Origin of the sequence: Saccharibacillus sp. CPCC 101409, from assembly GCF_030518235.1 — a bacterium.
Classification (GTDB): domain Bacteria; phylum Bacillota; class Bacilli; order Paenibacillales; family Paenibacillaceae; genus Saccharibacillus.
In genome coordinates this window covers 259,537-271,239 of record NZ_JAULSA010000004.1, presented here as the reverse complement: position 1 = coordinate 271,239, position 11,703 = coordinate 259,537, and the positions used below count along the sequence as shown (strand labels likewise).

The following is an 11,703-nucleotide window of genomic DNA, read 5'->3' as shown; positions in this document are numbered from 1 at the left end:
CGCTTCTTTTTATAAGAAATCGAACGAAATAAAGGGAGGATCGGATGATGAGCGAAACGAAAAACGAGACGCTAAAAGGAACGGCCCGGCTGTCCCAGCACACCGCTATCCTGCTGGAGCATGCGCGCAGCCAAGGCATAACGGACTCCGTTATTCTGGCGGCGGCGCATTCCGGCGACGCCGGAGCGCTGGCTTCGGCGGAGGAAGAGCATTACCGGTACGACGATTTTCTGTCCTATGCGGCCGAACACGGCGAATCGCTGGAACGCGCGGTACAGTACGGCTACCGGATCACCTTCAATACGCGCAACGGTTTGAAGATCTGGCTGGAGCAAACGTTCGGCCTTCGATCCGGGCAGGATTTCGAAGTCGGGGAAGGAATCGTGACCGGACTTTCGCTGGACGAGAACGGCGTCAAGCTGCTGGAGAGCCGGCTTGCGCCCAACTGGCGCATAGCGGAGAAACGTTTTAGGGAGAAGGGCTGCGAACTGACCTTGAAGTTAACAGCGCTGGCTTAAAACGAAACGCGCAAAAGCAAATCGGCAACAAAACGCAGGATACGCAAGCATCTCGCCGCACTTTTGCGAATAGGTCCGCTGAGGGCGGGTCTTCCGTACAGGCGCCGGCCTGCCGCGTCTGAGTCCGGCTGACCCTCGTTGGGGGCGACGGAGCTTTCCCGTATAATAGTAAACGTTACGCCGGACGCCGGTTCAAGCGGCTTCGACCGTTTGTTAACGGAGAGTCCGGCATCGGAGAACGCAATCGGGAAAGGATGAATGCACTTGGGTTATACGGAAGTCTTGGAACGCAAAAGCGAAATCTTGAAGAAAAATGTCGGAAACTGGATTTTGAAAGAAAACCGTAGCGGCCTGACCCATCAGGAAGCGCATATCTACCGGAACATGCTGAAAGAACTGCATCAGAACGAGCAGGAACTGCATGGGGCGCGCGACGAAGAGATTGTGAAGCACGCCGAAGCCCGGCAGGAAAACGAAGCGCAGTCCCGGACGCCGCAAACGGTATAATCCTTCTTCGGCGCATGGCAAGATGCCCCGCACCAACTCCGCAATCGCAAACGCCGCGGTTCTCGCATTCAGCGAGAACCGCGGCGTTTATCGTTTACGGCAAGTTCGAACAGCCTTCATTTTCCGCACCGCCAGGCCCTGCCGGCCATACCGGTCTGCCGGAATCGGCAGGCGCTCGCAATCCAATTAAAGCTCGCTCCAGCGAAGCGTTTCCGCCTTATCGGAACCCGGCGGCGGCTCTGCGGCCGCGCTCCGGACCTCGCCGCGAAAGCCCAGCTCCAGCACGGCGACGATCTGTTCTTTGTCCGGAATCTTCAGTCTGCGCGCCGCCGCTTCGTCGAACATCCAGTTTGGGAAAATAACGTGCGCGTCGAGTCCTCTTTCTTCGGCCAGCAGGCAGAAGTTCTGCGCGAGGCAGTAAACGGCGGCCAGGTTTTCGTCCCGCTTATGCTCGTCCGTTTCCGCGCGCATCGATACGATAAGATGAGCGGGCGGCGCGGTGTTCGCGGCTTGTTCAGCCCTGCCGTGCGCTCCGCGCTCCGCATAGGTGAACCGCCAAGGCTCGCGCATCCGGTGATTCGGCGCCCACACCGCGTGGTTCAGCAGTTTCAGCACCAGATCGGCCGGGACCGGCCGGTCTTTGTAGCGAATCTGCTCGGAACGGGCTCCGGTTTCAGATTCGTTTGCCGGGAGAACTTCCGCGCCGGGTGCGCTCAAAACGTTCCAGTACCGTTCGGCCGGCGTCCGGCCTCGGCCTCGGGGCGCTTTGTCGAAATGCCCGATTTGCAGCAGCCCCACGAACCGCTCGTCCGCGCGCAGACCGATCCTGTCGAAGAACCGTTCGTTCAGCACAAAAGGCTCCGTGATCCAGACCATGCCGATCTTTTCCCGCCAGGCCAGCAGCTGGAAGCTCTGCATAATCCGGCAGGCCGTCCCGTAGTTCCGCGCGCCCTCGGCCGGATTTTTGCCTTTTTTGGCTATCACGATTATATTGGCGGCCGGCTCCATAAAGCGTTTATGAAAAGTGCCGATCAGCTTGCCCAGGGCCAGCTTCGCGACTTTATTGTCTTCGATCTTCTCCGTCAGATAATCCGCCAGCCGCTTTCTCGCATCCGGCGTGCCCGCATACAGATAACGCCGCTGCGGCTCTTCTTCGTCGCGAACGCACAGGCGTTCCGCTTCCCGCATCAGCTCTACGATCTTGTCCCGCGCCACGGGCGCAGGGTTGAATTTGCGAATGCTCCGGCGTTCCCGGATCGTTTGTTCAAGTTCCATATCGTTGTCCTCCTTACGGCCGTTCGCCAATCGCGCGATTGTCTCGTACAGCGTAGCCGCTGCTTGTTAAGGCGTCAACGGATAGAGGGGAAGTGCCATAAGAAGTCCGGGCGAAGAAGCGTTTTGTCCGAAAAAAAGCCGCTTTTTCTCAAAAGGAAAAAGCGGCTCAATCCGGCGTCGGCACCGAATTCCGCATCCGCGGTCAATCCCGTTTGCGGAATTCGGTGGGTGTCGAGCCGGTACTCTTTTTGAAAAAGCGGCCGAAATAAGACGGATCGTCGTAGCCGAGCTCGCGGGCGATACCGGCGATCGGCAGCGACGAATACCGCAGCAGGCGCTTGGCTTCCAGCAGTTGTCGCTCGCGCAGCACTTCGCCCGCCGATTTGCCGAGCGTCTTCTTGACCGACTCGATCAGGTGATTGGCCGTGACGTGCAGCATGGACGCGTAATCGGACACGCCCGCCGGCGTACGGTAATGCTGTTCGACCGCGTTCAGATACTGTCCGGTCAGGCGGAAGCCCGCTTCTTCGCGGTGCGCCCGTTCCCAGCGGTCTTGAAGCCGGTCGTATTCCAGCAGCAGCAGACGCAGATAGCCGGCGAACGCTTCTTCGCGGTACAGCTGCCGCCCTTCCCATTCGCGTTCCAGCAGGCGAAACAGCCCATTCAATACCTCAGCCTGTTCGGCATCGACGATGTGGAAAGGACTGCGCCCGATCAGCCGAAACAGCGCGTCCGCGCCTTCGCCGCCGGCAGAATTCCGGGTTTGCGACAGCAGATCGGCGGAGAACACGAGCAGCCAGCCTTCCAGCGGATCGTCCGACTCGCTGCCCGCCCAGCCGTGGATCTGCCCGGGCGAGATGAGGCAGAAACTGCGCGGCGAGTACCGGTACGTCTGGAAGTCGATCCGGGCGCTGCCGCTGCCTCCCGTTACCCAGAAGATTTCAAAGCAATCGTGGCGATGCGGCTCGGCGATCTCGGTATAATCGAAAGGCAGCTCCGCTTTGAGCGTATACAGGCCGAACCGTCCTTCGCGCAGCGTATCGCCGGGGATAAAGCGAACGTTTTTATTCATCTGGCCTCCCGGTTGCACTTCGATAATGGAAACCAAATCATGCGGCAAAAAGAACGCCCTGTCAACCGCGCGCGAAGCGGTCAGCCCAACTGCATCGTGGTCAGGCAGGTGTCGTCCCCGTCGTAGGTGGAAACCTGCGTTTCGGCGCTTTTATCGCCCTGGCCGATGGTAATGCGGTATGTATCTTCCCTCGGCAGCCACAGATCGATAAATCCGTTGACGCCGGACTTTACGGCGGCATCCTCCATCACCGCCGTGCCGTCCGACCCGACGACCGTAACGCGGAATTCCTGCTCTTTCAGCTCGCCTCGGCAGCCGGCCAGATTGTGCACGGCGCAGAGATGGGTGTGATTGAGATAAGGAGCGACGGACAGAAAAAATTCGTTTTCCGGCAGCTTGTACTCGGTTTCGGTTCCGCCGCCGCTTGTGACCGTGAGCAGGCTGGACGTAATCGAGGCCGATTTCGCCGCCGCGCGGCCCGCGCCGATATCCGCCGTCAGCTGTTTGATATCCGCCGAAGCCGGCAGGACGTCCGCAGACGCGGCAGGCGCTTCGGCCGGGGAGGCCGTTTCCGCTTCCTGAGCGCCGCAGCCGCCCAAATAAATCGCCGCGGCGCTCAGGCCGGCGGCCAGAAAAATGGCTTTTTTCATTTCAAATGCTCCTTTTTCCGTTTTTCTCCATTATATAAGCGGGAGGCGCGGCGCGTACCGGTTCGGCGGACGATGTCATGGGATATTCACATCTTCGAATTCAAGCGTTTTGGCATTATTTGAAGTACGAAGTCGTCAGCGGAACGAAGAACTTGCCGCCGTCTTTCAATTCGGCGTTGATGTACAGCGAATTGGAGCCGGAAATATCGACGGTGATCGTTTTCAGTCCTTCGCCCAGGGAGACCGAGGTCGATTTGAGCTCGATATCCGTATCGCTGTCCTGCACGGTCAGCTTCTCGATATCTTTGCCGATCGCGGCGGCCTGGAGCACAAGCGTCGAATATTTCTTTTTCGGATACAGCATGAACGAGCCGCCGCGGGAGCCGCTGCTGTCGTTGAGGTACACTTCTTTGTAATCTTTGCCGCCGTAGACGGTTTTGTTCGGATCTTTGGTATGGTACATATCCGAGAATCCGACCGCGAGCGCCACGCCCTGCGACTGTTCGCCGAGCTGGATCAGGTTGCTTGCGGCATTGTAGCGCACCGGAATATCGAGCGCGTCGGCCACCGAACGGAGCGGCAGATACGTCGTGTTTTTATATGTAATCGGAGCTTCCGCCGGCGTAAACGCCTGGCCGTTCACTTGAAATTTCATGCCCGTATTGAGAAAAGCCTGAATCGGCTGTAAATTCGACGCCGCAAACGCTCCCACGCCCATACTGAAAAACATGCCCGTTCCGATCAATGCCGCCATCGTTTTCTTTTTCATCTTCTGATCCTCCCGCAAATTTTATTTGAAATTCTTGATAAGACTTTATAAGGAAACGTTCTCAAAAACAAGGGGCTTGATACGGATAGGTCTAAAGACCTTGAAATTTAAAGCAGTATCGGGCGTTGCATGCGTTGTATGATGTTGAAATGCTATACTGAATATAAAAGTCTTACTTAACCGGAGGAAATCATGCCTGTATCGATCTTTCGCAAAAAAGTGGCCGTAAACGAAATTGAATTGTTTGTGCTGGATACGCAAACGCAGGGTCCCGCCATTCTTTGCCTGCACGGCAGATGGGGCAGAGGCGAGACGTGGGCGGACCTGATGCGCCGCTACGGCGACCGCTATCGCGTAATCGCGCCGGACCAGCGCGGACACGGGCTGAGCGGCAAGCCGCTGTCGCGCTATACGGCCGAAGAAATGGCGGCGGACGCCATCGGGCTGCTGGATGCGCTCGGCATCGAATCGTGCGTGCTGGTCGGGCATTCGATGGGCGCGCAGAATGCCGCCTACGCCGCTGCGCTGTATCCGCGGCGAATCCGCAAAGTGGCCCTGCTCGACAAAACGCCGGCCGGTCCGGCTGTGCGCCTCGATACGCCGCCGGAACAAATTCCGGATCTCGATCCGCTGACAGGAAGCTGGCCGCTGCCGTTTACGGATCGCGCGCAGGCGCGGCGATTTATGCGGGAAGAACTCGGCAGCGGGCACGGCTTCGATTATTTTATGAACAGTCTTGTCGAGACGCCCGAAGGCTACCGGATGATGTTCAGCGGCCGGGCGATGGCGGCGAACATAGCCTACAATGTCGATTGGTACGGCATTCTGCCGCAGATCGCCTGCCCCGCTCTGCTGGTGCGGGCGCGCACAGGCGAGAGCATGCCGGACGACGTCTGGGAGAAAGCGCAAAGTCTGCTCGGAGACTGCATCTCCCGCGAAATGCCGGATTCCGACCATAACGTGCATTTGAGCGATCCGGAGAAGTTCTACGGATTCGTGGACGAGCTGCTGGAGTTGGAAGAGTAAGCGCGGCTCAATCCGTATTCGATGGTAAAAAAAGAACCTTCATTCCGCGTACGCTGCGGAATGAAGGTTCTTTCGTTTGTTTCGAGTCGGAACGTTTACCCGGCCGGTTAATCGTCCGCGTGCGTCGTCCGGTTGCGGCCGCCGCTTTTGGACGCATACAGCGCCAGATCGGCCGCGTATAGCAGCGACGATTCCGTGGAATCCGTATCCGCCGTGGCGGCGCCGACGCTGACCGTGACCCGATACGGTCCCCAGTCGCGGACTTCGATCGCCGTACGGACGCTCTCGGCTTTGCGGATCGATTCTTCGCGTCCGCTGCCGGGCAGCAGAAGCACGAATTCTTCGCCGCCGAAGCGCGCGGGCAGATCGCCTTCTTCCGCCGTTTCGCGCAGCAGCCGGGCCAGGTCCGCAAGCACCAGATCGCCGGCCGGGTGGCCGTACGTATCGTTGATTTTTTTGAAATGGTCGATATCGACAAGCAGCAGCGAACAAACGGCTCCTCCGGCGCGAAGCGAAGCAAACTCCGCATGCAGCCGTTCCTGGAAAGCGCGCCGGTTGCTCAGTCCCGTCAGCGCATCCGTCAGCGCCAGCGTTTCGAGCTTCTGATTGACTTCGATCAGCGCCCGCTGCTTTTTCTCGTATTCGACGTGAAGAGATTCCAGCTGTCCGTTGAGCTCGCGCGTGGCCTGGTACAGTTCTTCCAGCTTCCGCTTGGTGCGCAGCGTGTCTTTCTCGTATTCGAGGCGCTTGCGCATAAGCAGGGCCACGCAGTCGATCGCGATTTCGCCGCCGCGCTCCTGCCGCACGCCGTTGAGCAGCACGGGAACATTCTGTTTGTCCGGGGTTCGGAACGAGAAATACATCTCGTCCACGCGTCCGTACAGCTGGATATAAGGATAGAAGTAAGTATGAAAAAACATTTTGTTCGTGGGGGACATCGCCGATTCGATATGCTGTCCGATCAGCGCTTCGGGATCGTTCAGGCCGAGCATATCCAGAAAAGTCCGGTTGGCCGATTGGACGAAGCCGTTCTCCGAGATCGAGAAATATCCGCCGGGCGCGTAATCCAGTTGAATATCCATGGCAAGGCTGCCTTTCTTCCGGCATTACATGCCGGTTACATAATGGTCGATCAGCCGGAACGTTTCGTCGGGCTGGCTGAGCTGCGGATAATGCCCTTTGGCCGTCATATGTTTCAGGGTGCTGCGGCGCAGACGGGCGTGCAGGTAATCGCCGACTTCGAGCGGGGCGATGCTGTCGTCCGAGCATTGAAGGATCAGCACCGGAACCGGCACGTCGGGCAGGATCGAGCGGCAGTCGCAGTAAAACGTCACTTCGGCAAACTGCCGGGCGATCTGCGGATCGCGCGAAGCGAACTGCCGCTCCAGCTCTTCTTTCAATTCCGCGCGTTCCGGATTCTTCATCGTAAACGCGGCGACATGGCTGGCCCAGCCGATAAAGTTAAGCTGCATCATCTCCAGCAGTTCTTCGATATCTTCCGGGTCGAAGCCGCCGTAATAACCGGGCGAATCGTTCAGGTAGCGCGGCGACGATCCTACCATCACCATGCGGCTGAAAGATTCGGGCCTTCGGATCGAAGCCAGCGCGCCGATCATGCCGCTGATCGAATGGCCGACGTAAACGGCGTTTTTCAGCTTCAGCGACTGCATCACGTCCAGCAGGTCCTGTGCGTATCCCTCCAGATCTCCGTACTTGACGGAATCGTACTGGTCCAGGCTCGACCGCCCGGCGCCGACGTAATCGAACAGCACGACGCGGTAGCGATCCGCAAACCGGGGAGCGACAAGGCGCCACATCTCCTGGTCGCAGCCGAAACCGTGGCCGAACACGATTGTTCGTTCCCCGCTGCCGAGCACTTTTACATGATTGCGTTTCAAAATATCGATCGTCAAGCGAATCACCTCTACTTCTTCATTACCCGGATTGCTGTCTCTATAATATAGCAAAATTGATAAGGCAAAAATGCGTGCTTCGGCCCATATGCGGAAAAAATATAATAGGAATCAAAGGAGGGAAAAGGAAGTTTGCCAAATATCAAGTATGGAATCATATTTGACGACGGATGGGGATAGAAGTATGGACCGTAAGCGTAAAGTTCAAACAGGCAAAACAAAGATCAAAAAGATGCTGCTCGCCGCAACGACGGTCGTAACGATAACGGGAGCGGTCCCGGCGCAAGCCGCGGAAGAGCTGTATTGGTCGGTGAGGGTGGAAATACTAGGGAGTGTTATTATGCCGGATACTTTTTCTGTAGAACAGGACGGCGGTTATTATATCAAATTTAGCAGCGCGGTACGCGAGATGGGATTCACGCTTAATATAAACCAGCATGAGGAGATTTTGTGACGTTAAAAATGTATTATGTATAAAAAAATTAAAAAAATTATAAATGGTTTACATATCCAAAAAAATATGATATATGTAAAGCAATAAAGTATAAAAGGAAATGATTATATGAAAAGAACAAAGAAATGGTTAATTACAATGTCATTATCTATAGGCGCAGTAATGGGTGGCGCTGTATCAGCACAAGCACTAGTAGCTCCACCGTCAACATATGATGCTGTGGTGATTACGCCAGGGAATTACAGTGAATTGGCTGCTGCTACTGGTGATTATAACTGTTTAGCTTATGCTCTAGGCAATACTTCTATATGGGAGTGGCCATGGGGAAAATCTAATCCAACTGCTTCTCAAGTAAGCAGCTATATGCTAACTAAAGGAAAAAATACTTATTCTTTGTCAGAAACAGCCACAACCGGAATGATCATTTCGTATGGTACCAGTTCATCTAATATTACGCATTTCAGTAAAGTAGCTGATGCTAACTACAGCAATGCAAAGTGGGGTAATTTAGAAAGGTTGCAAAGCCTTGGTCATAACCCTTATAAACCTAAAGGTATCTATGGTTACGCAATTGCAAAATACAAAAACTAGGATGGTGAGTTAAATTGAAAAAAATCTCTTTTGTAGTATTGGGATTATTTTGTTTAAGTTTTATACTAACCTCCGTATTTAATAAGCAATCTGCAAATACGGCACTCGCAGAACAAGTTGATACAAACATGGTAGCTATTCAAGAAACAATCAATAAAGAGGTAGAGTTGCGTTCGGAAATAGCAATGAGTTCTAACCCATACGACTATATCAAGGATAATGAAGATTTTGAAAATATTGTTTCTTTGGGGAATGATGCTCTTCCTGTATTGCAAAGTAAAATTCAACAAAGTCCTAATGATGGACTTCAAGAGTATATCTTAGCAATTGCGATTGAGGAAATTTCGAAAACGGATTTAAAAAAGAATCCTTCTACAGAATGGATTTCTGCAAAGGATTTTGAAGGCGAGTGGAAAAATTTCTTGAAAGAGATTCCCTCAAAAGTCGATATAATTTCAAAATCTTCAGAAGCAAGTAGTGATAAAGTCAATGGGCTGTTAGAATTGGGAACTCCTGCTATTCCATTTATCATCGATAAAGTAGAAGAAGGAAACAAAGATCTTCTACCGGCGCTTGAGGTACTCACAAAAGAAGATGGTAACTTGAAAATGAATTCTTCCTTGAGTACAGAAGAGTTAGTTAAGAGTAAAGAGAAATACAAAAATTTAAGAAATTATGTAATAGGACAATGAAAATTTACCATTAAATAGTATTAGACTATCAAAATTTTTTTGATAGTCTTTTTTTTTGAGAAGAAAAGTGCATGGGTTATCTAGCTTGAGTCAATGGAATTCCACCATGAGCTACACTCCTTTTAGCATTGTCGAACGCAGCAAACTAGAACTCCGGCGTAGTCAGGGAGCAGGGGGCCGGATGATTAGTCGGGTGCTAGGCCGGTCAGCAGGAGCCGTCAGTCGCGAACTTAGACGCAACAGATCGTCCGAACGGTACGAGGCCCAAGAGGCTTACGCCAACAGAAGGGCAGCTTCGAAACCCAACGGAAAATGGAATCCAACACTGGCGAGCGAGATCGAAGCGGATCTTAAGAAGACCCATTCTCCCGAGCAAATCGCAAGTAACCGCAAAGCCAAGGGGCTTCCCACGGTCGCCTTTAAAACCCTCTACAACTGGCTCTACACGGGCCGACTAAATCGAGGGGATCTCCAGATTCTGTGGCACAAAGGCAAGCGTCGGAAACCGCCCGAGAAACGCGGACGTTTTACGCTCGGTCTCTCGATCCGGCAGCGTCCCAAAGAGATCCAAAGCCGGGAGACATTCGGTCACTGGGAACTCGATACCGTCGTTTCCAGCCGTGGAAAAAACAAAGCTTGCGTCGCCACCTTCGTCGAACGAAAAAACCGATTTTACCAAGCGATTAAGATGCCGAACCGAACAGCTTAATCGATGGGAATCGCATTCGGCGTGTTGGCTGCGCAGTATCCGAAGGCCGCGATTCAAAAGGACACGGTAGACCGGGGCAAGGAGTTTGCTTGTGATGCGGCACTCAAGCAGATCCATGGTGTGGAGGTTTACTTTGCCGATCCGTATTCCTCTTGGCAGCAAGGTGTAAGCGGGAATGCGAATGGCCTGCTTCGAGAATTTTTCCCCAAAGGCCATGATTTTGCCGACGTATCCGACGCTGAGCTTCAGCACGCCCTTCATCTGATGAACAACCGGCCTCGAAAATGTTTAGGCTAGAGATCCACACGCAAATCTTTTCAAAACGAACTGTTGCATTTGGATTGACAATTCGTCATGAAAAATTAATATTCTTTTCTTACTTCTAACCATGCAGCTGAAGCTTTATATACTCCGCATAACCGGCGGCCGATTTCTCGATCGAAGCCTGCGAATCTCCGCGCAGATGCCGGTCGAAGAAAGCGAGCAGCATATCGCCGGTCAGCCGCGACATCGTATTTCCGTCGATTCCGATCGACGGATCGGAGGCGCGCAGCGCGTCGCCGGCGAGCACGGCGAAGTCGCAGAAGAACCAGTGCGTGCCGCCCGGCACGATGGCGTAAGCCAGATTGGGATCGCCGGGCAGGTAATTGGCCGGCAGATGCCGGGCCGAGGTCGCCATCACAAGGCCGGGAACGGGGATCGCCCGCTCGGCCAGATTGAAGCCGTACTGCCAGCCGTCGAGGTTGACGGCGGCGCGAACCCGTTCGTCGAACAGCGCGGTGTTCAGCGACGCGGCTCCGCCCAGCGAGTGGCCGAACAAGCCGTAACCCGATACATCCAATCTGCCCGCCAGCGGCGATTCGGGATCGCCCGCGATGCGTTCGATCTCGTCGAACGCCGCGATCGTATGGCGCGTCCAGGCTTCGACCCGTTCGCCGATCGTGACCGAAGCGCGCAGAAACGCGGCGATTTCCTCCAGCGTCAACGCATCCGGATCGGTCACGTTTACCGTTTGGGCGAAGCGCGCGTAATCGTCTTCGGCGGCTTTGACCGTCGCCTGGTTGACGCCGATCGGACGTCCTTCGCGCGTCGGTGCCCAGAACGCGTCGCCGGGATGCGAGAGCGCGAACACGACATAGCCGCGGCTGGCCAGTTCTTCGAACTGGATCAGGTTGGACCAGGCAAAAGTCGTATAGCCGTGCGAGTAGACAACGACAGGGAACTTTTCTTCGGTTTCCGGCGGCTTTGCGCCTTCGAAGCTGTGCGTCGGCAGCGACAGCAGCCCTTCGAGCATGGCGGCGAACGGTTCGTACAGCGGCAGCTCAAGCTGCATATCGAGCATTTCGCGCTGCGGATAATACAAGGCCGGTTCGCCCGAAGGCTCCGCCGCCGGATAGAAGCAGCGGAACCCGATCTCGGTTTGACTGCCGTCCGGTTCTTCGCACATCAAGCTTCCGTCGTAGAATCCGACTGCATAAACGCCGCCCGGCAGCGGCAGAGCCGGTCCTGCGGTTTCCATGAACAATC

General features: G+C 54.9%; 13 protein-coding genes and 1 pseudogene. 7 read left to right on the top strand and 7 right to left on the bottom strand.

Annotated elements, in window-relative coordinates; genetic code table 11:
• The first annotated feature begins 47 nt into the window (after nucleotides 1-47).
• Both QWJ34_RS11530 and QWJ34_RS11525 read left to right on the top strand, forming a co-directional pair.
• Complete coding sequence (locus QWJ34_RS11530) at nucleotides 48-518, top strand: hypothetical protein (protein ID WP_302727856.1); 471 nt, start codon at nucleotides 48-50, stop codon at nucleotides 516-518.
• A gap of 330 nt (nucleotides 519-848) precedes the next feature.
• Nucleotides 849-1,025 carry a hypothetical protein gene (locus tag QWJ34_RS11525; protein WP_302727854.1) on the top strand — a complete coding sequence of 59 codons (177 nt, stop codon included), beginning with the start codon at nucleotides 849-851 and terminating at the stop codon, nucleotides 1,023-1,025.
• Between the two features lie 186 nt (nucleotides 1,026-1,211).
• Here QWJ34_RS11525 and QWJ34_RS11520 read toward each other — a convergent pair whose 3' ends face one another.
• From QWJ34_RS11520 to QWJ34_RS11505, 4 genes are all read right to left on the bottom strand, one after another.
• Complete coding sequence (locus QWJ34_RS11520) at nucleotides 1,212-2,300, bottom strand: nitroreductase family protein (protein WP_302727852.1); 1,089 nt, start codon at nucleotides 2,298-2,300, stop codon at nucleotides 1,212-1,214.
• 202 nt (nucleotides 2,301-2,502) lie between these two features.
• Entirely contained in the window at nucleotides 2,503-3,372 is an 870-nt protein-coding gene (locus QWJ34_RS11515; RefSeq protein ID WP_302727850.1) for a helix-turn-helix domain-containing protein, read from the bottom strand.
• Between the two features lie 80 nt (nucleotides 3,373-3,452).
• Nucleotides 3,453-4,022 carry a CueP family metal-binding protein gene (locus QWJ34_RS11510; protein WP_302727848.1) on the bottom strand — a complete coding sequence of 190 codons (570 nt, stop codon included), beginning with the start codon at nucleotides 4,020-4,022 and terminating at the stop codon, nucleotides 3,453-3,455.
• Nucleotides 4,023-4,137: 115 nt separating this feature from the next.
• The gene (locus tag QWJ34_RS11505) at nucleotides 4,138-4,791 is read right to left on the bottom strand and encodes a stalk domain-containing protein (protein ID WP_302727846.1); all 654 of its coding nucleotides are present in this window, start codon (nucleotides 4,789-4,791) and stop codon (nucleotides 4,138-4,140) included.
• A 192-nt stretch (nucleotides 4,792-4,983) separates the two neighbouring features.
• On the opposite strand from QWJ34_RS11505, the gene QWJ34_RS11500 reads away from it, so the two are divergent.
• Nucleotides 4,984-5,817, top strand: a complete 834-nt coding sequence (locus QWJ34_RS11500; protein ID WP_302727844.1) for an alpha/beta fold hydrolase — start codon at nucleotides 4,984-4,986, stop codon at nucleotides 5,815-5,817.
• A gap of 107 nt (nucleotides 5,818-5,924) precedes the next feature.
• Here QWJ34_RS11500 and QWJ34_RS11495 read toward each other — a convergent pair whose 3' ends face one another.
• Nucleotides 5,925-6,899, bottom strand: a complete 975-nt coding sequence (locus QWJ34_RS11495) for a sensor domain-containing diguanylate cyclase (RefSeq protein ID WP_302727842.1) — start codon at nucleotides 6,897-6,899, stop codon at nucleotides 5,925-5,927.
• A 24-nt stretch (nucleotides 6,900-6,923) separates the two neighbouring features.
• Nucleotides 6,924-7,730: an alpha/beta fold hydrolase gene (locus tag QWJ34_RS11490; protein WP_302727840.1), complete on the bottom strand. Its 807-nt coding sequence runs from the start codon at nucleotides 7,728-7,730 to the stop codon at nucleotides 6,924-6,926.
• Between the two features lie 184 nt (nucleotides 7,731-7,914).
• On the opposite strand from QWJ34_RS11490, the gene QWJ34_RS11485 reads away from it, so the two are divergent.
• The 4 genes and pseudogenes from QWJ34_RS11485 (at nucleotide 7,915) to QWJ34_RS11470 (ending at nucleotide 10,473) form a co-directional block, all read left to right on the top strand.
• The gene (locus QWJ34_RS11485) at nucleotides 7,915-8,184 is read left to right on the top strand and encodes a hypothetical protein (protein WP_302727838.1); all 270 of its coding nucleotides are present in this window, start codon (nucleotides 7,915-7,917) and stop codon (nucleotides 8,182-8,184) included.
• 108 nt (nucleotides 8,185-8,292) lie between these two features.
• On the top strand, nucleotides 8,293-8,775 hold the full coding sequence (locus QWJ34_RS11480) for a DUF7689 domain-containing protein (protein WP_302727836.1): 483 nt from the start codon (nucleotides 8,293-8,295) through the stop codon (nucleotides 8,773-8,775).
• Between the two features lie 14 nt (nucleotides 8,776-8,789).
• Nucleotides 8,790-9,467, top strand: a complete 678-nt coding sequence (locus tag QWJ34_RS11475; RefSeq protein WP_302727834.1) for a hypothetical protein — start codon at nucleotides 8,790-8,792, stop codon at nucleotides 9,465-9,467.
• Between the two features lie 106 nt (nucleotides 9,468-9,573).
• A pseudogene (locus QWJ34_RS11470) lies at nucleotides 9,574-10,473 on the top strand (IS30 family transposase).
• A gap of 85 nt (nucleotides 10,474-10,558) precedes the next feature.
• Here QWJ34_RS11470 and QWJ34_RS11465 read toward each other — a convergent pair.
• The gene (locus QWJ34_RS11465; RefSeq protein WP_302727832.1) at nucleotides 10,559-11,695 is read right to left on the bottom strand and encodes an alpha/beta hydrolase family protein; all 1,137 of its coding nucleotides are present in this window, start codon (nucleotides 11,693-11,695) and stop codon (nucleotides 10,559-10,561) included.
• Nucleotides 11,696-11,703 lie beyond the last annotated feature (8 nt).